Origin of the sequence: Allofournierella sp. (genome assembly GCF_017889395.1) — a bacterium.
In the GTDB taxonomy this organism is placed as follows: Bacteria; Bacillota; Clostridia; order Oscillospirales; family Ruminococcaceae; genus Allofournierella.
This window is the reverse complement of record NZ_JAGHKE010000155.1, coordinates 16,097-37,260: the sequence shown is the minus strand read 5'-3', so window position 1 is coordinate 37,260 and position 21,164 is coordinate 16,097. Positions and strand designations below refer to the sequence as shown.

The following is a 21,164-nucleotide window of genomic DNA, read 5'->3' as shown; positions in this document are numbered from 1 at the left end:
GATCGGTTGTCCTGGGTCTCCAGGTAGTCCACATAGAAGTTGATGGCCTTTTCCACGAACTCGTTTTTGCTCCGGCAGTTGTCCGCGGCGTACCACTGCTCCAGTCTCCGGCTGGTTTCCGGCTTCATCCGCAGCGGAAGCCGCTCCTTCGTTTCGTTACCCATAAAAATCCTCCTTTTTTCTATCAGACATCTGTGAAAAGCCTGCAATATGGGGCTTTGGGGGAAAGCTGACGCCAACGGCCTGTTTTCTGCCCGTCAAAGACGCCAGCTTTCGCACCCCCGAAACTGCCCGCACTGCGGGCAGAAGTGGCCGGCCGGGCGGCGCTTGCGGCGCCAGGGTTTTATCCTGCTTTCTCCTCCGTCCCCGCTTTTTCTTCCATCCCCGGAAGCGATTCAGAAGCCAGCTCTGGAAACGCCCCCGAAAGCGGCCCAAATCCGCCCTCCAAGGCCGAGGGGGTATCCACCCCCGCACGCTCCCCCAAAGGCGCACACAGGGCGTTTTGGGGGCTTCTGCGGGCGGATTCCGCCAGACGCTCCGTCACCCTCTGACGGGCGGCATCCTCCTCCAGCTGCCGCAACTGCCGCTCATAGAACGATTCCACCGCCGCCTGGATGGGGCAGATGGTGTAGAGCAGGTTTCCATTGAGCGGCCTGCCGTCCTTGCTTCGTATCATGGTCGGCTCGGTGCGGATAAGACCTTTCTCCTCCAGACTGCGCACATACTTGCTGACCGTGTTTTCGCACATCCCCAGCGCCTTGCCGATGGTCTTGTAGCTGGGCCAGCACTGGTAGGTTTCTCTGTCCTCGATGCTCAGCAGATAGCAGTAGATGGAGATCTCCGAATGACTGAGACCGATGTGAAACACTTCGTTGGGAACCAGAAAATAGTTTTTGTTGGGATCGCGTTTGGGCCACTGCCGGAACTTCATACAGCACCTCCTGTCCTTTCTTCGTTTGCAGCACGAACATCATCCTCCATACACCGTCCGGTCATTCAGACACGGGCATCACCTCACCGAAGAGCAGTTGTGTATTCTCGATTGACCGTTCCTCAAAATTCATTTTGAAAATACCCCCTCACTACTTAGCCGAGCCATATAGCGGGCTGACATAAAATTGACAGAAAAAGAGCGCCTGCCATTCAGCAGACGCTCTCGTCCTGATGTAAGTGTATCAAGTTGTTTTGGACCGCAGACGACAGATCCCGTCTGCTTCATCCCGCTCTTTCAGAAGCTGCGCCAGAGCAGTCAGAAGTTTCTTTTGCAGATAGTCGACGCTGCCGCGGTTCAGCTGATGGGCTTCCGCGTACTTGCGGATAGACAGGCCGTTCACGAACCGCTCCTGGAAGTACGCTTGGTGATCCTGCAGCACCGTCTTCAGCGAGTTGTCCAGAAACTGTATGTCCTCTTTCAGTTTGGCAAAGTCACTTCGGGTGATAGCGGCATACCGCTTCTCGTTCATGCAGAGACGATACTTGGCCGAATCGAAACGATAGTTCTCGCAGAGGTCTTTGGCGTATGTGAGGTAGGTAGGCGCAGATTGATAGACGCGGGAGTCGTATTCAGCATCCCGCTCCGCTCTCTTTTTGCGAATCGGCCCGCGCATACCGTCCTCGGCAAGATTGGAGATGACTGCCTCGGTGATCTTCATATTGGTGACCCGCTTGTACCTGGCCTTCCGCTCGCCGTTGATCTCTATGAACGCGCAGAAGGATTTCTTGCTCATTGTGAAGTACTGCGGAACCTCAGAAAAAGAATAGGAGCGCAAGATGACCGTCTCCTCACCGGTTTCCGCATCCTCGGCCGCCGTGACCAGATAGATCAACTTGCCGTCGTACCGCCGGTAGTAGCCTGCGCGGATTTTTCTGTCTGCCATCTGGTCACCTCACCTTTCTGAATATGCTTTTGGTTGCTGTGTGCAGAGTGGTAATTGCGATTTTCGCAATTACCACCCGCTCCTGGTTAGCGAATTCTTCGTTTCAAAAATTTCCCCGACCATTCCATTCTATAATTTTGGTGTTGTCCCGCAAGCAAAATAACAAATACTTCAATCCAGAAGTTACACCGCACGGTTACCTTATGCTTTCAGCTTATATATGCGGTTCCGATTGCCGCCCTCGGTAACGATTGTTTCTTCAATGATCATCTCACCGAGCATCCGTCTTGCGCGTGCGTCTTTAACACCAAGCATATTGGAAATGTCCGAGCACTTTGCAGAAGCATGATCGGTAAGATATTCAAGGATGCAATTTTCTGAGCGGCTGTTTTTGCTCCTTTATCGCCGCTTTTTATCGCTACTTTCTTTTTTGAGTAGCGATAATGACAGAACCGTTCTATCCGGCTCAAAGGACTCTTCTATGACAGGCTCTCTCCAGCCCTGCTCGCGCCAGGCGCGGAAGATGGCGGGGATACCACCACTTTTCGGTGCATCAATTTCAATGCGGAAACTGCCGGGGTTGGACATGGTGATAGCATTCCGCTTTTTGATGATGACCAAGCCCTGTCTTCCATAACAGTCTGCATTGACCAGGCAGTTTGCCAAGGGCTTCACGGAGCGCCTGATGCAAGGGTGTATCGCCCGCTCTTGTGCCGCTGTCCATATGCTCCTGCGGCTATTTCTTTGTTTAGGCGGCACATATTTTGTGCCACTTGAGACCTCTGCCCGCCCTACTGCTCTGTTTCATAAGGCCAGGTATTAATGCCGCCAAATTCGTAGATGTTGGTATAACCCAACTCGGCCAGTGTGGAGGAGGCTGTCTTGCTGCGGTTTCCACTGCGACAGTAGACCAGCACCGTGGAATCCTTCTCAGGGATCACCTCAGCAGCAGTCGTTTCGTCAATGGTACCCACTGGCAGCAGCACAGCGCCGGAGATGTGGCCGCTATCGTACTCGTCCTGCTCCCGCACATCCAGTATGATGACCTCCTGGGTGTCCATCATCTCTTTGGCTTCTTCCTGGGTGATCTGCTGGTAGGAGCTGTCGGCAGAAGTCCCGCCACATCCGGTCAGCAGGAAAAGGGCAAGCAGGAAAGGGATAATTCGTTTCATTTCAGTTCCTCCAAAAGTCCGGCAGCAAAGGCCTTGTGGCCCTGCTCCGTGAAGTGTACGCCGTCATAGGCCAAAGGGATGTCCCACCTTCCGGCGTCGGCAAAGCGGATACCCATTTTCTCCGCCAAAACTTTACAGCATCGGGCGAAGGTGCAGGAGTCACCAATGAGCTGTGGGCTGGGTACCCACGCGCCCAAGGCCACCGGTGGCGGTGCGATCAGCAGAATCTTGCTTCGGTCTAACGGAACAGCCGCAAGAAATCGCTCCAACTTTTCAGCCGCCTGCTCCGGGCTTCTGCCCTGGAGCAGATCGTTGGTTCCGAGCATGACGATCAGCAACTCCGTGTCAACAGAGAAGTCTGGAGCGGCGGATGAAATCTCGCGACCGTTTTGTCCCATGTTAGAGATCGTCCATCCGGTCTCCGCAGCCAGGATGTCCACCCACCGGTTGTCTGCGTCATAGCGCCCGCCGAAATAGCCACGGGGATCGTAGCCGTAGGTGTTAGAGTCGCCGAAGCAGATGATATTCATCCTGCGCTTTTCCTTTCTCCGTATGTTCGCATTCCCTAATGTGGTTAATGAGACTTTCGCCTAATCTTTCCGCCTCTTGGATTGCTTTAGTCTTATTAAAATTTCTTCATCTGCTTGGCAGAACTCAAATTGATCAATCTCATCCACCGTGATCCAACGGATGTCATTATGCTCCAGTTTCTGGGGGACGCCCTCCCGGATAGTGGCATGGAACAGTGTCAGATGGACCGTCAGATCGGGGTATTCATGAATCACATCCATGAATACCTCGCCCACATCCAATGTGACCGCCAGTTCCTCCTGACATTCCCGGATGAGAGCCTGCTCCTTGATTTCTCCTGGCTCTACCTTACCGCCCACAAACTCCCACAGCAGCCCTCTGGCCTTGTGGGCCGGGCGCTGGCAAATCATAAACTTGTCCTGATTCCAGATCAGGGCCGCAACTACTTCGGTCATTTACTCACCCATTTTACAGATTGATAGATATTTGCACATGGATAATCGTTGGTATAAGTAATCCATGTACCAAGTATAGCGACCTTCACTATTCTCTACAAGTATAACTTTTTTCGTTGTTGTTTGTATCTTGCAATGAACAAACAAACAAGAGACTTCCGCTCTCTTTACATGACTTCCGCGATGCTTTATAATGTGATATGTTATGACCGCTCCTCAGCAGGGCTTGCTGTGTACTATAGTTAACTATTACGTTATAGAGAGGGTGCCATTCTTGAGTTCCGCTTCTTTTGTGTTTCCTGCCGTCAAGGGTATCCAAGCCAAGAGGGAATACTTTACCTCGATGGTTCCATTAGAGGTGATCCCGAAAATCTTTCAGTTTGTTGACGAACAACTACCACCAGAAATTCGGGCACAGCGTATTCTCAACCGTGCCAGGATTCCAGAAATTCGAGATTACATTTTAGAGAACCCCGATGACTATGTGTTTTCTTCGATAACAGTTTCCGTTGATGGTGTCATGGAGTTTATTCCATTAAATGAAGACGAGCCCCTTCTCGGTCACATTACAATTTCTATGAGTGCCAAGTTTCTCATAAATGACGGGCAGCATCGGCAAGCCGCTATTGCGGAAGCAATAAAAAAGAACCCCGAGCTAAAGAATGAGCATATCTCCGTTGTTTTCTATCGCGATGAAGGTCTCGCTCATTCCCAGCAAATGTTTTCGGATCTTAACCGCTATGCAATTCGTCCTACAAAATCAATCAACATTCTTTTTAACTCGCGGGAAGAGTCTTCCATTGTTGCAAAGCGGGTTATTAATACGGTTAATGTCTTTCAGGATGTGACCGAAAAAGAACATACCTCCATATCCAACCGATCTAAAGCACTGTTTACATTAAGTGCAATCTGTAGCGGCACGGAAGCCTTATTAAAAGATCTGGACTTAGGTTTGGAGGAGAAATGCAACTTAGCAATTCATTTTTGGGAACAAGTATCTCAGTACATTCCTTTTTGGAAAGCAGTAAAGAACGGTCAGGCCAAGTCCTCTGATGTGCGAAAAAATACAATTTGTACCTTAAGTATCACCCTTAATGCCATCGGGGCTGGAGGTAATCAAATTATTCAAAGATATCCAGATACATGGGAAAGGCATCTTTGCCATTTGGCGCATATTGATTGGAGCAAAACCAACCCAGTGTGGGAAAATCTCGTCTTTATTCACGGAAAAGTTGCTACAAATCGTGCTTCGCAAAGAGCCATGGCTACATATATAGAGAATATTATGACAGAAGAAATTGGTGGATAAAATGGCTAATTTAACAAAAGAAGATATTCGTATTGTACTTAACACGATACAGGAAGTGTATTTAGCAGATAAGATACCCTGGATTTGTGGATACAGTGGCGGCAAAGATTCCACTGCCGTCGTACAACTTGTTTGGATCGCACTTTCCCAGCTTCCAAAGGATAAATTACACAAACCCGTTCATGTTATTAGCACAGACACTCTGGTTGAATCCCCAGTTGTTGCACTATGGGCCACTCGCTCTATTGCGCGCATGAAAGAGGCTGCAAATAACCCTGAACACAAATTACCTATTATTCCACATAGGCTTGTTCCAGAGGTCACCAACACCTTCTGGGTAAATCTCATAGGGCGGGGCTATCCATATCCTCGGCGTGATTTTCGCTGGTGTACTGACCGTATGAAAATCGACCCCTCAAATCGCTTTGTTAAAAAAATCCTGGATGCAGAGAGCGAAGCAATCCTGGTCCTTGGAACGCGCAAAGCCGAAAGTGCCACCCGCAAAGCCGTCATGGAGGGTTATGAGAAAAAGCGATACCGAGATCATCTTAGCCCCAATGGATCGTTTCCGAACTCCTATGTTTTTACTCCTATTGAAAACTGGAGCAACGACAACGTCTGGCAATATCTTGTACAATACCCCAACCCCTGGGGACATTCAAATAAGGACTTGTTGGCAATGTATAGTGGTGCTTCTGCGGATGGCGAGTGTCCGTTGGTGCTTGATACATCTACGCCCAGTTGCGGCAACAGTCGTTTCGGTTGTTGGGTATGTACTATGGTTTCCGAGGATAAATCCATGGCGGCCATGATCCAGAATGACGAAGAGAAAGCGTGGATGCTTCCCATGCTTGAATTCAGAAATGAAATTGCCGGTAATTGGGATATCGATAGAAAGCGTAGAGATTTTCGCCGTATGGATGGGCGTCTAACGTGGCATAACGAGCGACTGGTACACGGCCCATATACACAGGAAACCCGCAAGTACTTTTTAACTCGTCTATTAGAGGTTGAGAAGCTTGTTCATGAGATTGGACCAGAGGAAATTAAGGATGTTCCCTTGATTACCATGGACGAACTTCGGTTTATTCGTCAAATTTGGTTAGATGAAAAACACGAGTTTGAAGATTTGTTGCCCGAAATCTACGAATCTGTTACCGGAAAACGCTATGAAGATGGATCTATTAGCAAAAACAAGTATTTTGGTCCAGCTGAAGCCAGAATTCTTCGCGAGGCTTGCCAAGCGGTATGTCCAGACGAGACTTTGATGTACGAAATGCAACGCTCCCTATTAGATGTCGAAGCTAAAGCAGCCGCCATCTCTAATAAGAGAAATGTAATTCAAAATTTTGAGCATGAGATAAAAAAAGCATTTTATCGTGATGAGCATGAGGCCGCCCTTATCGCAGAAGAACGTGCAAAAAAAATCACGGGAATGCAGGAATCTTTTGACGATGGAAATTGGACTGAGTGAGGTGCTGAGAATATGTATTTTACAAAAATCGAATTGCATAACTTTGGCATCTACAAAGGCCATCACGAAATGTGTCTTTCGGACCAAATCGGTAATCGCAATGTTACTCTCATCGGTGGATTGAATGGTCGAGGAAAAACGACCTTTCTTGATGCTATTTTGCTTGCATTGTATGGAAAGCAGGCATTAAAGTATGTTCAGGAAAACGCGCGTTCCTATGAACGGCTACTCATAGAGCATATTAATAAGCACGCGACAGATGATCTTACTTATGTCGCTGTATCGCTTGGTTTGGATGACGGAACCGCTTTGCGCGTCTGCCGGAAGTGGAAGTTAAAGGGCAAGAAGGTCGATGAAACTATTGTCGTCGAGAAAAACGGAACAATAGATAAGTACCTTGGGGAAAGTTGGAGTTACTATATTGAAGAGATTCTGCCTTTTGGAATAGCAAGATTTTTCTTCTTTGATAACGAAAAGATCGCTCAACTGGCTGACGACGCTTCATTTGAGCAAATTAAAACTTCTATTAAATCCGCAATTGGTGTTTCTACGATTGAAAAAGCAATTACTCATATTGATGAAGTAATTCGCCGAAAAAAAGATGCTCTGCAAGCTTTTGAAAAAAGCGAAGTCAACCAAGGTTACCAAGAGGTAGAAGCGCAACTCAAGGAACTCAACTCCAAAATCGAAACAGCTCGTCGAGAGGCTGACATCTTAAAAGCAAATTGCGAGAGTATTGCAATTGCTATAGAAACTAAAGAAAAAAAGTTTTGGGCTTCTGGTGGTGACTTAACACTCAGCCGAGAGGCCATAAAACAAGAAAAAGAGAAAATCAAGGCATATGTGCAAGAAGTTCGTGACGAAATTATGCTGCGCGTATCTGATCCTGCAACTCCGCTCTTTATGTGCCGCAAATTAGTTACACAAGCTTATGATGCAGAGATTGATGAGCAGAAAAAAGCAGCTCTGAAGCTTTCTGACCCAATTGTCGGAAGTATTCAGAAAAATATTTTGGATCGATTTAATCAGGGGAATTTCGATGACAGAACGCTCAGAATCATTACTGATATTGTCAAGCAAGAGATCGGGAAATTCACTTCAACAGGCGAGGGTGCGGAACACATTAATATGTCCCACACGACCATGCTCCTCTTTGACAAATTAATTGTCACAATATTCCATTCCCTTGATCAAAAAATCGAAACCTTAATCAGTCATGTCGATGCGCAAGAAAATGAACTCATGAGCTTGGACGCACACCTTGGTGAGTCAGACGAAAAGACGATGGCCATGAAACTCTATGAGACGCTCAAAGAATATGAGCGCAAAAAAGCTTTGGCTGACGACCAATACCAGAAGCAGCAGAGCTTAATCGAGAGTTTGGAGCGCCAGAAAGAAGCTCTTCATTCTAAGCGCTTGCAGTTAATCAAGACTATCGCAGAAAAAGAGAATACGAATGATGATAACTCCCGTATTATCAAATATTCTGTGATGTCTATCGAAGTTCTTAATGAATTTAAAGTTCGTTTACAGCGTGAAAAGATAGACAAGCTTTCTGCAACTGCCACAGAATGCTTCCAGACTCTGGTTGAAAAAGATTCCCTTGTGAGTAAAATCCATATTGATACGGACAGTTTAGATGTAACCATACTTGATCCAGATGGGCATGAGTTGTTAAAGAACCAGCTCTCCGCGGGAGAGCAGCAGATGTTTGCTATTTCCATTGTGTGGGCACTGGCCAGAACCTCTGGCTATAAGGCCCCTGTGGTCATTGATACACCCATGGCTCGCTTAGATTCTTCCCACCGGGCAAATTTCGTTACCAGCTATCTACCGTCTGCAAGCTCCCAGGTTATGGTTCTTTCCACAGATGAAGAAATTTATGGTAGATATCTTGATATGATTCGAGAAAATGTTATAAATTACTTTACTCTACATTATCGGGAAGGTGAGCAATGCACCTCTATCATCAACGGCTATTTTGAGGGGGTGTGATAGTATGATTATTAAGCATTTTAAACTGTCACAGCCAGAGAAGGAGCGACTCATTCGAATCAAAGCAAAGACCGGTGTTCAAAACTGGAATATTCTTTGCCGGTGGGCATTATGTTGGTCGCTTTCAGAACCTACCATTCCTGGTAGTATTGATCCACAGTCTGACAGCAATGTTGAAATGGATTGGACCACTTTTGCCGGTGAATATGCAGAAATCTATGAAGCAATTATTCGCCAGCGATGTTTGAATGATGGCTTAGGAGATGACCCTAACACTTTAATCCGGTACTTCCGACTTCATCTTTATCGTGGCATTAACCATTACAGCACCAGAGATGTTTTGAAAAGCTGCTCAGATTTACTCGAATCTGCTCTTCCGAAGGAGGAAGCATAATGGCTGTTTATCTTGACTACAACGCTTCTGCTCCGATAGATGAAAGAGTTCTGGAGAGAATGATTGAAGTGTATCGCTCTCATTATGGCAACGCAGATAGTAGAACTCACATCTTTGGTACAGATGCCAAAGAAATTGTTTCCTCCGCAAGAAAATCCATTGCTGAGATCTTGGCTGTGGACAGTACGGATGTTTTCTTTACCAGCGGTTCCACCGAGAGTAATAACATGGCGATTCTCGGGTTGCTTGACTACGCGCTTGAGAGTGGCCGTAATCACTTCATTACTACGTCTATCGAGCATAAGTCCGTTTTGGAAGCCATGAAACACCTGCAAGAGAAAGGCTGTGTTGTGGATTTTGTTTCACCCGATGCGTCTGGCCGAGTCAAACCGGAGCAGATTCTCAGCCTCGTCACGGACAAAACTCTGCTTGTTTCTATGATGCAGGTCAACAGCGAAACTGGCGTGATACAGCCTATTGAAGAGGTCGGTGCAGCATTAGCAGGGACTAAGACATATTTTCACGTTGATGCCACACAAGGTTTTGGTAAGCTGAATGATAGCTTACGAAATACCAAATACAATATGCTTAGTATCACCGCCCATAAGATCAGCGGTCCCCAGGGGATTGGCGCATTTATTATGCGGCGCGACCGTACATATAGACGGCCTCCCGTCAAACCGCTCATGTATGGCGGTCAGCAGGAACGCGGATACCGTCCGGGAACTACACCGGTGGCTTTGGTTGCAGGCTTCGCTCTCGCAGCTCAGCTAAGCGACAAGGAATCCGCTGTCCACATGGAAAGCTGTAGAGCGATTAAGCGAAGATTCCTGGAGGCTGTGGAAGGTCTGAACTATACTTTGAATGGAGACCAAGAACACTGCCTGCCGTCCACTGTAAACATTAGTTTCCACGGTGTTGATGCAGAGGGTATCTTCCTTGTTGTAAAGGAGGATTATGCGTTCTCCAATGGTTCGGCCTGTAACTCTGGCAGCCATGCCCCAAGTTATGTATTAACAGCTATGGGACTGGGTGAAACACGAGTGAATGAGGCTATCCGTCTTTCTTGGAACCATGATACAAAAGTTGACTTTTCGGTTCTTGTAAACTACATTAAATCAATGACCGATTAAACAACAAGGTCCCAGCGCCAAGTATGGCATTGGGACCTTGTTGTTTATTACTTTAAGTGATAGCGCCTGATGAACTCTTCCAAAATCAACTCAAAGACATCAGAGTTTGTGTGTAGCATCTTGTATACCTTTTGCAATGACGAGCTTGCGGAAGACAATCCTTGTTGTCCATTTGTTGCTGTATAGACCACATTTTGAAACATCATCTTCATACCATTTAAATTACGAAATTTTTCGTCATGCTTAATTCCAAGCTTTTGAGCGCGAAGTGTAAGACTTTTTGATAAGTCCATTAGCTCTTTTTCAATTTGATCGGTAGTTTTACCATCACTTTTACGGTATACATCAATTAAAGCCACTAATTCCTCGACATCCCAAGCTACTTTAATCATTATCTATCTCCCTTAGAATCTGATTTTTAACTTTTGGTTAAGGTTCTTTTCCTTGAGCCATGTCATGACATTGGGGGTCAAATCCAAAACCGTAGCCCGCTGAGAAGAGACTTTCTTTAAGAAGTCTTCGATTTCGGGGTTCAAAGAGAATTGATCGGTAATTTGCTTTGCTTCCGCCACGTAGGAAACCAGGCTGTTTACTGCTTTGATGGATGGATTTCCAGCAACCGTTTGAGTGATGCTGTCTGTCAAGTCCTTTGCCCGTTTGGGGTCATTTGATAGACCACCAATCATAGACAAATAGCCTTTTGGACCATCAGAATATTTCTGAGCAGCATCACGCCATACGATTTTAATTTGTGCTGCAACAGCATCTCCCTTGGATTTCAGAAGCCTAACAGTTTCCAAGGTCAACCGCATTTCAGAAACTCCGTTGCCGCAATCGTCGATGCAAGCCAGCAATTCGTTGCGAGTAGGTTCATCCACAAGTGAAGTGCTGACAATTCCTTTTTCTTTCATGGCAGCAGCACAATCAATGGTATCTTTAATACTCTCGGTGGCCTGGGCAAGCTGTGCCAACGCCTTTGCGTAAGTTTCGGCATGCTGCTTGCTTTCGATTGTTACTCGGCGTTTTTTGATAGCAGAGGTGCAATTTTTGATTGTCTCAGTTAACAGCATTTTCGTACACCTCCATATTCTCAAGCTGAGCGTAAAGTGCCTCCATAGAGGACAAGGCAGCTTCAGACAATGCTTCTGCACCAGCAAAACCGCCAGTAGCAGCTATGTCTTTTTGGGCCTTCGCCCCTTCCTGGTCAGCCTTTTGAGCAATCGCCTGAATATCTCTAAGGAAATCATACAGCACATGTAGCGAGTTGCCGGAGTATGCCGTCAGCTGCTTTACTGCTTGTACAGAGGCCGCATCGTTAATTAGCTTGACATGTCCCATTACCGTTTTGGCTGTCTCAATGGGAGGTTTTTCATACTTGACCCGCAACTCTGTACTTCCGATGATTCCATTCGCAGAAAACACAGAAAACAGCTCTTGAATAGCAGACAGCGTATCAATGAGATTCTTCTGGTTGAGTTCACCAATATACTCTTCGAGTTTGCCTACCACCTTTGCAGCTTCCTGAGTATCCGCAACCATGGCTTTTTTAACGCTGGGATAGAGCGCTTTCAACAGCGTGGCAGGATTATAGAGAAGATGCTTCTGTGGGATACTACCAGGTAATGTTGCTTCAATATCCCAGTCGGCAGCCATAAGTTTTTCAACAGCGAGCACCAGCTCGTCTGTTCTGTAACAGGATTTCGTGTTGGGATCAACTGCAAAATGGACCGCACCCATTGTGGTTGCAGAAGCTTGCTTTAAGAAGGTCAATGCACTATCAAAGTCAGCTTTGCGATTAAGAATGAACTGAATCATGTCATTCCACTCACGGGTATCTCTCCTGATGCTATCGTCTTTTTTGAAATCCTTAAACAGAGATTTGATTACTGAATAGGGCGAACTCGTATCAACCTTCTGGCCCAAGATACACGCTTTGAGATACTGAATCGCAAGGCACCACTCCAATACCGGGAGAGAATCTTCTCCCTGCTTAGTAGCGGCAACTTTTTCGATGATTTCAGCTTTTCTGCGTTCCAACCAAGTAATCAATCTCTGCTGGTAATAAGCTGCGCCCTCGAAATCCCAACCTTTTGCGTAGTTCAGTTCATTTAAGGCCATCAGAACATCGCGGCTTTCAGAACTTCTGTCCATGTAAACAATGGCTCTATCCGTATTTGTGGGAGAACTCTGATCGTTAATGTAGTAGCAGCTCAGGTCGGAAAGACGCTCTGCTGCAATATAGGCTGGGATACCAATATCCTGCCAGTTGATTGCACCACATTGCCTGGAGTCTCCTCGAATAAGAGTACGAAGCCAGCCACGATAGTCGGGATCATATTTCAATGTTTCACCCTTGGTAAACCATGCCGTGATATCATCCTTAAACTTACGATAATTCTTTGTGGCACCATCGACAGGGGGCTTGGCCTTGAGAGGTTCTGGAGTAGTAGGATGATGAACAGAATTGCTTCCACTGGTTGTCACTGGTTTGGATGTGACAGTTGGGGATACAGCTTTGCCAGTGGATTTATCCACGATTTCACCGATGCCAGTAAAGGTATTCAGCCCCACATCTGCAAGGAAAGCTTGATTAAGGCCACCAAAACGCAGCGTTCCGTCGATGTCTTTCACGCCGGATGCAGAACCATCACCCCAAATGGCAAACACCGCTTTCAGTCGATTCTTATCATCTGAACTCATGCTTTCCAAACGGTCAATGGAAGAACTATGGGGATCATTGGACATCTGAGCATTGCTGGGGTTAAGCGGGAAATACCAACCATCCCCATACTGCTTGCCATCAAAGTATTCTTTTAACTGGGCGCGAATAACATTCTTTAAGAACATTCTCGGGCTTTTTGTCGCAAGAGATTCATACAGAGTCAACAGTGCATGGCGGTTAAAGGGATATAGCGTTACTTTCTTTTCTCCGATGGTTGTGGTATCCCATTCACAAGGAGGCGTGAAATCACTGATTGGCAGTTCACTCAAATCTGCACCGGAGTCAGTCCAATGATGGAGTTGTGTGGGGTCACAGTAAATTGCGTTCAAATACCGGCCAGCCATCTGAATGATAAACTCGTCAGTTCCATAGGAACGTTCTGTGACCTCAATTTGGTGTGTTACACGGTCTTTGAAATTGCCTCGAAACGCATAATAATAGTCGTTGGTGATGCCGATTACCGAAGTAACACGACACAGATCTGCGTAATCGCCGCCATGCTCATAAGAAAGCGCCGTAATGAGTTCCTGGTCAATTCCAGTGAAGCCGGTGAAGTCTTCGATAAAGATTGTTAGGTTTTTGCCTTGCTTTTTCAAATCTCGTCTCAGCTGAGCAAAAATCGTTTCCGCATTTTCACTGGAAATGTCTGCACAACGCTGAATGACCTCTCTCGTAAACCTGTTAAGATAGTTGATGAGTTTGGTAATCTCAAAGTCATCGCCTTTCAAAGAGGCCGCAAAGAGGGACGCTTGGGGATCGCCCTGTTTCATTACAGCTCGGATGATTTTAGATACATTAAAATCTTCTTCTGTAAAAATTGTGGTGTCTTGAAGAATCTGATTGCTCGGAGCCGTGATGACATTATAGCATCTGGATATTGCGCCACCTTCACGCAATAGATGTTCGCTTACACGGCTGTCGGCAAGGTAGCTGGCAATGTCACGGCACTTGACCGCTTTGTAGGTTTCTCCGGACATATCGTTTCGCACAGCTGCAATATAGGCATACAGAATCTCTGTCTTGAAAGAATCTTCATCTTTGGAATCGGAAGAGGCCACAAACTTACGGAGCTTCTCCGCAACATCAGGGTCTTTAATGGCTCCCTGTTCCAACAACTGAGAAAAAGCGCCACGGACAGAGTTATTCAAACGACGCAGGAAAACCAACTGCTCCGTTGCAGGATTGTATATAGTAGAGGGGCTTCTTTCAAACTTGCCTTTTAGATAGCGAATAAGATGAGATTTACCAGTGCCGTGATTGCCTCGGACAATGACCATACGATGCTCATTGTCAGGGTTGTAGATCAGCTGCTCGAAAACCTCATCTTCGCTCATCAACTTTGTAGGGGCAGGCATTTTCCCCTCTTCATAATAGCCACCACGGAAAAGCTCAAGAGACGAGAACGGCATGTGAGTAGACATGAAATAGGCATCTTCGGTGGCCATATCATCTGTTTTAATCGCATACTTTTCCATTACAGAACGATACTGTTCCCATTTCATGAATCCATCGCCTCCTTCACCGAAATGTGTGTGAAACCATTGATAGGATCACCGTCTACATAGTAAAGCATGATCGGAGTGGAGTCAGACCATGTTTCAAGTTTAATGAGACCAATTTCATGCAGTGTGCGAAGGCCGGCAGAAAGCGCCAAGGGAAGATTACTGCCAATCTCAACTTCGGGGATTTTTGTGCTCAGCCAAAGTATGAAGTCCTGGGCAAGAACAGTCTCATTATATTTGAATTTTTCTGTATATGTAGTTGCCAATATATCTTCTAACCGTAGCTTCATATTGGGGATTATCATTGTTCCGCTCAAATAGCCCAGCCCTAAAAAAGCAGCCCAAAAGCGCCATCCCAGGACAGCGTTTTCATTCAGTGCAGCCAGCTCTTTCACTTCGGAAGCACAGGTCTTAGCCATACCTTCCCAAGATTTCAGCGCAAAGATTCGCTCATTTTGAGCAATCAGCCATTTGGTGAACATGTGAAATGTGGTGTCTTTTGCAGAGAAGACCCGAGCACTCACATACCGCCGAAAAGCCTTGGATGAAGCGATTATACTGGGATCAACAGCTAAGACCAGATTGTCAGCATCAGCTTTGATGAGGGCAAGTTCTTCGAGGGCCACATTGATTGACTTGTTGATTTGATCGAGTTCTTTTTCATCATTGATACCCAATGTCATGCACTGACGCACTTCATCACGGCTCATGCTTTTATGGGAAACCAAGCGGCAAACAGAGAGAACTCGCTCCGGTGTCGGCTCCATTCGCATGCCGTCTGGATTGACTTTGAACATACGAATACCTCCTTTAGAATTTTTGAATCGGAATAGGATAACCGTCGCTATACTCTCTTATCGTTTTACCACCATTGGCAACGATGGTGTTCTCGTTACAGTAGAGTATCTTACGATAGCCAAAGGCATCCAGTTTTCCAAGGTTCTTGTACAGAGTAAAGTTTGTGGCGGTGTCGCCGTCAAAAATACAGACAACACCTTTAGCGAAGAGATAGGGGCAATGGACAACCGCATAATAGAACTCTTCGTAATTCAAGAGAATGCCATTGTAAACAATCTCATCGGCCAGACGGCTTGGAACAACAAATGCACCAATATTGTTTTGAGAAGCCTTTTCTGCAATCACAGCAACTTCTTCAGTGCTGCAAGGTCCTGTTGATGGTCTGCTGATAATCATTTCATTAAAGGACCCCATGTTTCGCCCCAAGCGTGGAGCCGGAGGTGCAGCTGGAAGCTTAATCTCGGGATCGGTTCGCAACTTGTAAGTATCATCACTTGTGATGCGGCCTTCAGGATCTGCTGGACAGCCATTGCATACTTCCCGAGAAAGCGGGAAAAGGTGTCTGAAAACACGCCCCCAACACAATGCTTTGGGAGAGGATACAAGTTCACTCATGATTCTATATCCAACCATTTGTGCTTCATATTCTCTGGCGCGGGGTTCTGTCAGTGCGGCTGTGAGAATGTCATCATCGCTGAGGATATTCGGTTGTAGTAGCTTAATCGTGACAGTATAGTATTTTTTTGGTGGATTCGATTTTTTGTCGAATACATAGTTTGCATCAAGAAGGTCAATAAATCCGGTGCGATGCAGAAACAGCAGTAGGTTTACATTCCATGCAACATTTCTGTTTCCTGCATACTCGGCCTCCTCGTCTGTCATCGTGGAAGGTGTGGCAGAAGTGTTCAAAACACATTCATCAAAATCAATCATTGCTGCAGGGTTAGAAAGCATCCCCTTCCAGCGGATAACCGCGCGGTCAACGGTGAGAACTCTTTTGCTGACAAGGCCCAGCGCCCGACGCACATCACCGTCGCTATCGTATCTGCTCTGATAAGGAATAAACAGGCTAAGCGATGGAAGCCTATCACGACCACCACGACCTACCTCCTGGTAAAATCTGCTCAGATTTTCAGGACAGCAAGCATGGATGATCGTTCTGACATCGGGTTTGTCAACACCAATACCAAAGGCAGAGGTAGCAATCACAACATCAAAGTCGTGATTTTTCCAGCCGGTTAATATAGTGTTTCGGTCTATTTCCTTGGTTTCTCCGGTGAAAACGGGGATATTTTTGTATCCAAATTCACAAAGCTTTTTTTGCAGTTCCTTAGCTTCTCTTGGTTCAAGCACATAGACAACCATCGGCTTTGGAAGCAATTTGATAGCCTCGATAGTCTTATCAATTTGTTCTTTTCGAGACTTTGCAGAGTGGAAATAGAATCGTGGCTCCTGGCGAAGTGCATCACAACGAACCTGAGCATTTTTACCGTCTGAACCAAACAGTGCAAACAAGGTGTCAACTACATCATCAGACAGCGTGGCCGAAAGCAGAAATGTACGGATGAACCCTTCCGATTCATATTTCCACTTCTTCAGAAGGATAGAAAAAATCTGAAAGTCAGGTCTAAAAAACACGCCCCAATCTGGAACAACATGGGATTCATCAACCACAACATTGGTCAAATAGTGACTTTTTGCTGCATTGTCCAATATGCGGTGAAGCTCTGAGTTCTTCAAAATTGCCTCTGGAGAAGTAAACAGCATACGTGCCTTTTTATCTTTCAGAGCTTTGATAATCTCAACTCTTTCAATTTCAGATTGTTCGCCTCGATAACAATAAATCTCGGTACCATTTGTCAAGTTTTGCTGGGCTGCATAATACTGATCTAATGCCAAGGCCACAGTGGGCACAATTACAACAGTTAACCCGTCAGAAGAACTTGCCAACAGCTGCGTAACCAAGCTCTTGCCACCGCCAGTAGGTAGCGAAATAAGAAGTGTATGGCCATTGGGTAAATTCAAAGCTGTATGAACGGCTACCTTTTGTTCAAAGCTTTTATAGGCGTTAAAGCCAGTATGTGTTGCCAGTATCGCATCACCGGAAGATTCAGTTTCAAGCTCAATACCATTGTCATGGCGAAGGGCGTACACATCCTTGATGTATTGATGAGGTTCAAGCCATTCTGGAATATGGTGTAAACAAGACACTTGCAGGTCATTTTCACACACAAGATCGAACTCTGTACCGTACTCTTTTACAACCGTATAAAGTTTTTCAGTAAGCTTCACACGACCAAGAATTAAGATAAGGTCACGAATATTTAGGCATATATCCTTTGCTGATGCTTCTTCTCGTTTGAACTGAACGACGCGTCGGATAAATCCAATTACATAGCGTGATCTTGCTGCCTCCTGCATTTTCAAAAAATCAGATGTATCGACAAGCTTTTTCTCTAATTCCGCAATGGCACTTTGGGACTTCATGGCTCCCACTATGTATTGCTGTAATACTTCTTTACTATCCATTACTTCTCACCCTCAAGAAACAGGCTGCATCTAACTCCGGTTTTGCATTTTTGAGCGCCCGAAGTGTCACGTCAAACAGATGTGCTCTTTCATCAACGCCGGACATATCTCGTTCAAAGTAGATACATTCTGCTCTATAACCATTCAAAACGCGCTGCATTTCTTTCTCAGCAGCTTCAAAATTAGAGCGCTTTTCAAGTCTGGCACAGGCCCGTTTGTAGGCTGTTGCAGAAGCTTTATCAACCAGAGGTTCCCATGTACTGGGAGGGGTTCGACTGATAAAGTGCTCCAAAGGCGAAATTGACATTTTGCTGCCGCCACGCCGCCCAAGGTGGTTGACGCTATTGGGGCGCAGAGCAAGCAGAGTATTGATTATCTCCTTTTCGGGAACTTCTTTGCTTCGGGCTGTTAAGGGAACAGTAACAATAATCTGTTTGAGTGGGAGATACATTCTATATTGCGCCAATGTTTGTAGGGGCATCCCATTTTCAAGCAACTCATCAAGTTTTGGTGCGATATTGTAGATGAATACAAGGCCATCATAGTTGTATGCTGCAACCGTTTCGATACCAGTGCATCTGCCTCTGCTACAGCCCACTGCATTTGAGATGATAGAATCGTAAACAGGGTCTCCCGGTGCAAAGAAAAGAATATCCTCTCGGGTTGCAGCAGTCCGGCGGTCAAAGGAACCAAGAAGCCTGCCTTCTCTTCTCATAATGGGGGAATTGGTATATTTATCCCACACGGGAGGAATGAAAAGAGACTGCCTGGCTGCATTTACGCTGAAAGTACTTTCTCTGAACTCAATCAAGCCAGAACTGGTAGGCTTTTCCGGGGAAAGACCAGCCTGTTTTCCCCAGCCCATCATGGCTGTGGCAAAGAGATTGTCATCTTCCGATGCGTAGATACCGAGAACATTATCAATCCCCTGGGACAAGGGACGATACAAAGTGGCTCCAAGGTCAAAATCCTGCTCGTCCTCAACGCTTTCCCGCATTTCTTCTGCCTGGTCCAGAATATCATCAAACGCATTGGTAAGACCGGTATAGTAATCATCCAGCAGAGCATCAACAATCAGTTCGTTTAGTTCCCCGGTGATGATTTCAAGGCCACTCAGAGACTGCTCAAACAGCTTCATGCCGTCTTTCCAAATGTGGAAGAGCTGCTCCTCGACAGAAGTATCTGCATAAAGTACAACAGACAAAACATCCATGTTGGGGTCACGCCCCAACCGGTCTAAGCGGCCAATACGCTGTTCAAGCGCATTGGCATTCCACGGCAAATCAAGATGGATAATCTGGGAGGCGTTCTGGAAGTTTCGGCCTTCACCACCGGTTTCGTCACAGATGATTACCCGACACGCAGGATTATTTTGAAAGGCATATACGCTGTCTTCAAGCTCATCTCGATCCATGTGTTTGCCAAATGCCACCGCATGAATCCCCATATCGGCATATCGCGTGTTGAACAATTTCAGAAATTGAACAAGTGTAGCGTTATGCGCTGTAAATACGACCAGTTTGCAGGTTTCATCGTCCAAGATATCTGTCTCCTGGTCAATGTAGTTCATGGCAGTCATTAAGCGGCCTTTGATAAGATCAGGATCTTCATCAAGAGCAACATTCACCAAACTATGCTCATTCTCCGCTTGGCGCCTCCACGCAGCTGCGCTGTCCAACAATATCCCATCATCAATTTGGAGCTTATGGAGGGCATCTTCAAAAGCCCACGGGCTGCTGAACAACGCAGAAAGAAGAGGAATTGCAGTTTGGGTCACATATTCTTCATCATCTTTACCGTTATCAGCAAGATAGGCGAGCGTATTTTGGATTGCCCCTATTTCATTATAGCTTTCGTTAAGAGACAGCGGTGAGTACGGGATAGCACACAAGGTCCGTCGAGCCATTTTTTCAGAAATTAACTGCCGACGATTACGGATTACTCTTCGCTCAATTCTGTAATTCTCACAAATATACGCCAAAGCTTGCTTGACCTTGGAAAGTCCTTGATCTTCTGTACTGAGGTCAATATCCTTAACCATCTTCTCCAGGGCTGCATCTTCAAGTGTTTCCACAATGCTATTCAAATCATCTAAGACGATTTCTGTATACTCGTCATAGCGTTCCAGATATCCCAAAAGAAGATTAGCAGACTTTTGGATACGTTTTTGGCGCTTTACCATCCAGGAAAAGCGTTCAGCAGACATGGTCTCATATTGCTCTGGATTGAGTAGCGCAAGCAAACGGCGATACTCTTCATTTCTGTCCTGTATAGGGGTTGCAGACAAAAGCAGAATATGTGTTACTTTCCTGCTTAGATTCTGCACTTGGCTGTACCAAGTATCGTTGGCAAGAAGTCTATGTGTTTCGTCTACAATAGCAAAATCCCAGGACATAGAAAGAGTCAACAAAGATTTACCGATATCCTCCATAGGGAGCAGACAAATCTGGGCACGAGGCGAGGCAACAGACGCATTAAGACCATATTTGTAGTGCAACTCGTTTTTCCACTGGCTCGCTAATGCTCCGGGGACAATGATAAGTACTCGGAGATCCTTCTTTTCACTGGCCAGTATACTGAGAATAGAACACGCCTCGACTGTCTTGCCCAAGCCGACCTCATCCGCCAGCATATAACGGACAGGTGTGGTTTCAAAGCAACGGGCCACTGTGCTTATCTGGTGCGGGAGCAGAAAAGCTCGGCAGCCGGCAAGTACATGGAAACCATAGGTAGCGTTATTCACAAGGTGAAGGTTTTTGCTTACCTTGAGATGATTGATGAACCAAGTGGGGTGTTGGAACTCATAGGACCGGAGCTGCTTATCAGGCGCGAAATTCATCTGCGAATAATCAAACTTGAGTTCCGTTTCGCACTCCTTGACATGCTGTCCATTTGGCAGTTTAATCCAATACCAATAGGGTTCGTCCTCAGAATAGGGTTCAGAGGCGCGAGACACAATTGTGCCTCGCCCCCAACACCCTTCAACAGCACCACCCGGACAGGCTTCGCAACGAGTCACCGCTCGAGAAAAGAACACATTGTGCTGAAATAAATCCCCATAGTACTGCCTGCTGCCCAATAGATCGTGCATTTCGACCTTGACTGCATCGGCAATTTCGTTGTACTCGACAAGCTGAGCAAGGACATAAAACCTGGGATGATCTCTGTCACCTTCTTCAACGACGATAGGACAGCGATAATAACATCCTACCAACATACGCAGCTCTCCTTTCTCAGCTTAAGCAAGAAACTAATGCTGCACTGTAGCCTCTT

General features: G+C 46.2%; 17 protein-coding genes. 5 read left to right on the top strand and 12 right to left on the bottom strand.

Translation table 11 applies throughout. From position 1 onward, the window contains the following. Window positions 1-343 precede the first annotated feature (343 nt). The 6 genes from J7G73_RS13630 to J7G73_RS13605 all read right to left on the bottom strand — a co-directional run bounded on the left by J7G73_RS13630 (window position 344) and on the right by J7G73_RS13605 (window position 4,035). Complete coding sequence (locus J7G73_RS13630; protein ID WP_291246658.1) at window positions 344-931, bottom strand: helix-turn-helix domain-containing protein; 588 nt, start codon at window positions 929-931, stop codon at window positions 344-346. Window positions 932-1,175: 244 nt separating this feature from the next. Continuing rightward, on the bottom strand, window positions 1,176-1,877 hold the full coding sequence (locus tag J7G73_RS13625; RefSeq protein ID WP_119347221.1) for a hypothetical protein: 702 nt from the start codon (window positions 1,875-1,877) through the stop codon (window positions 1,176-1,178). A 399-nt stretch (window positions 1,878-2,276) separates the two neighbouring features. Then, window positions 2,277-2,498 (bottom strand): hypothetical protein, encoded by a 222-nt coding sequence (locus J7G73_RS13620; protein ID WP_087241291.1) that lies wholly within the window; start codon window positions 2,496-2,498, stop codon window positions 2,277-2,279. Window positions 2,499-2,668: 170 nt separating this feature from the next. Next, a complete protein-coding gene (locus J7G73_RS13615; RefSeq protein WP_087241289.1) occupies window positions 2,669-3,049 on the bottom strand; it encodes a rhodanese-like domain-containing protein in 381 nt (126 codons plus the stop codon). Beyond that, window positions 3,046-3,579 (bottom strand): GDSL-type esterase/lipase family protein, encoded by a 534-nt coding sequence (locus tag J7G73_RS13610; RefSeq protein WP_087241287.1) that lies wholly within the window; start codon window positions 3,577-3,579, stop codon window positions 3,046-3,048. Before J7G73_RS13610 ends, J7G73_RS13615 begins: the two co-directional genes overlap by 4 nt. 60 nt (window positions 3,580-3,639) lie before the next feature. After that, a complete protein-coding gene (locus J7G73_RS13605; RefSeq protein WP_087241285.1) occupies window positions 3,640-4,035 on the bottom strand; it encodes a (deoxy)nucleoside triphosphate pyrophosphohydrolase in 396 nt (131 codons plus the stop codon). Between the two features lie 274 nt (window positions 4,036-4,309). Between J7G73_RS13605 and dndB the strand changes: the two genes are divergently transcribed. Genes dndB through J7G73_RS13580 form a run of 5 tightly spaced genes read left to right on the top strand, consistent with a single transcriptional unit; the run spans window position 4,310 to window position 10,340 of the window. Continuing rightward, the gene (gene dndB, locus J7G73_RS13600; RefSeq protein WP_087241283.1) at window positions 4,310-5,344 is read left to right on the top strand and encodes a DNA sulfur modification protein DndB; all 1,035 of its coding nucleotides are present in this window, start codon (window positions 4,310-4,312) and stop codon (window positions 5,342-5,344) included. A gap of 1 nt (window position 5,345) precedes the next feature. Then, window positions 5,346-6,818 carry a DNA phosphorothioation system sulfurtransferase DndC gene (gene dndC / locus J7G73_RS13595; RefSeq protein WP_087241281.1) on the top strand — a complete coding sequence of 491 codons (1,473 nt, stop codon included), beginning with the start codon at window positions 5,346-5,348 and terminating at the stop codon, window positions 6,816-6,818. A gap of 12 nt (window positions 6,819-6,830) precedes the next feature. After that, complete coding sequence (dndD, locus tag J7G73_RS13590) at window positions 6,831-8,813, top strand: DNA sulfur modification protein DndD (protein WP_291246657.1); 1,983 nt, start codon at window positions 6,831-6,833, stop codon at window positions 8,811-8,813. 4 nt (window positions 8,814-8,817) lie between these two features. Next, entirely contained in the window at window positions 8,818-9,207 is a 390-nt protein-coding gene (dndE, locus tag J7G73_RS13585; protein ID WP_087241277.1) for a DNA sulfur modification protein DndE, read from the top strand. Continuing rightward, window positions 9,207-10,340, top strand: a complete 1,134-nt coding sequence (locus tag J7G73_RS13580; protein WP_291246656.1) for a cysteine desulfurase family protein — start codon at window positions 9,207-9,209, stop codon at window positions 10,338-10,340. The genes dndE and J7G73_RS13580 overlap by 1 nt, the downstream gene beginning before the upstream one ends. Before the next feature lie 47 nt (window positions 10,341-10,387). Here the strand turns inward: J7G73_RS13580 and J7G73_RS13575 are convergent, their stop codons facing one another. Genes J7G73_RS13575 through J7G73_RS13550 form a run of 6 tightly spaced genes read right to left on the bottom strand, consistent with a single transcriptional unit; the run spans window position 10,388 to window position 21,108 of the window. Continuing rightward, window positions 10,388-10,732: a hypothetical protein gene (locus tag J7G73_RS13575; RefSeq protein WP_087241273.1), complete on the bottom strand. Its 345-nt coding sequence runs from the start codon at window positions 10,730-10,732 to the stop codon at window positions 10,388-10,390. Window positions 10,733-10,744: 12 nt separating this feature from the next. Further along, window positions 10,745-11,410 carry a hypothetical protein gene (locus J7G73_RS13570; protein WP_119347227.1) on the bottom strand — a complete coding sequence of 222 codons (666 nt, stop codon included), beginning with the start codon at window positions 11,408-11,410 and terminating at the stop codon, window positions 10,745-10,747. Then, entirely contained in the window at window positions 11,397-14,564 is a 3,168-nt protein-coding gene (locus J7G73_RS13565) for a hypothetical protein (protein WP_119347228.1), read from the bottom strand. Before J7G73_RS13565 ends, J7G73_RS13570 begins: the two co-directional genes overlap by 14 nt. After that, window positions 14,561-15,361 (bottom strand): hypothetical protein, encoded by an 801-nt coding sequence (locus J7G73_RS13560; RefSeq protein WP_087241267.1) that lies wholly within the window; start codon window positions 15,359-15,361, stop codon window positions 14,561-14,563. Before J7G73_RS13560 ends, J7G73_RS13565 begins: the two co-directional genes overlap by 4 nt. A gap of 13 nt (window positions 15,362-15,374) precedes the next feature. Further along, window positions 15,375-17,891, bottom strand: coding sequence for a helicase-related protein (locus tag J7G73_RS13555; RefSeq protein ID WP_119347229.1), 2,517 nt, complete (start codon window positions 17,889-17,891; stop codon window positions 15,375-15,377). Next, window positions 17,884-21,108 (bottom strand): SNF2-related protein, encoded by a 3,225-nt coding sequence (locus tag J7G73_RS13550; protein ID WP_291246655.1) that lies wholly within the window; start codon window positions 21,106-21,108, stop codon window positions 17,884-17,886. The genes J7G73_RS13555 and J7G73_RS13550 overlap by 8 nt, the downstream gene beginning before the upstream one ends. Between the last annotated feature and the right edge of the window lie 56 nt (window positions 21,109-21,164).

Coding starts and splice junctions, on each gene's coding strand:
- J7G73_RS13580 (WP_291246656.1), top strand. CDS start 9,207: ATGGCTGTTTATCTTGACTACAACGCTTCTGCTCCGATAGATGAAAGA.
- dndE (WP_087241277.1), top strand. CDS start 8,818: ATGATTATTAAGCATTTTAAACTGTCACAGCCAGAGAAGGAGCGACTC.
- J7G73_RS13565 (WP_119347228.1), bottom strand. CDS start 14,564: ATGAAATGGGAACAGTATCGTTCTGTAATGGAAAAGTATGCGATTAAA.
- dndC (WP_087241281.1), top strand. CDS start 5,346: ATGGCTAATTTAACAAAAGAAGATATTCGTATTGTACTTAACACGATA.
- dndD (WP_291246657.1), top strand. CDS start 6,831: ATGTATTTTACAAAAATCGAATTGCATAACTTTGGCATCTACAAAGGC.
- J7G73_RS13615 (WP_087241289.1), bottom strand. CDS start 3,049: ATGAAACGAATTATCCCTTTCCTGCTTGCCCTTTTCCTGCTGACCGGA.
- J7G73_RS13550 (WP_291246655.1), bottom strand. CDS start 21,108: ATGTTGGTAGGATGTTATTATCGCTGTCCTATCGTCGTTGAAGAAGGT.
- J7G73_RS13605 (WP_087241285.1), bottom strand. CDS start 4,035: ATGACCGAAGTAGTTGCGGCCCTGATCTGGAATCAGGACAAGTTTATG.
- J7G73_RS13625 (WP_119347221.1), bottom strand. CDS start 1,877: ATGGCAGACAGAAAAATCCGCGCAGGCTACTACCGGCGGTACGACGGC.
- J7G73_RS13560 (WP_087241267.1), bottom strand. CDS start 15,361: ATGTTCAAAGTCAATCCAGACGGCATGCGAATGGAGCCGACACCGGAG.
- J7G73_RS13555 (WP_119347229.1), bottom strand. CDS start 17,891: ATGGATAGTAAAGAAGTATTACAGCAATACATAGTGGGAGCCATGAAG.
- J7G73_RS13610 (WP_087241287.1), bottom strand. CDS start 3,579: ATGAATATCATCTGCTTCGGCGACTCTAACACCTACGGCTACGATCCC.
- J7G73_RS13575 (WP_087241273.1), bottom strand. CDS start 10,732: ATGATTAAAGTAGCTTGGGATGTCGAGGAATTAGTGGCTTTAATTGAT.
- J7G73_RS13630 (WP_291246658.1), bottom strand. CDS start 931: ATGAAGTTCCGGCAGTGGCCCAAACGCGATCCCAACAAAAACTATTTT.
- J7G73_RS13570 (WP_119347227.1), bottom strand. CDS start 11,410: ATGCTGTTAACTGAGACAATCAAAAATTGCACCTCTGCTATCAAAAAA.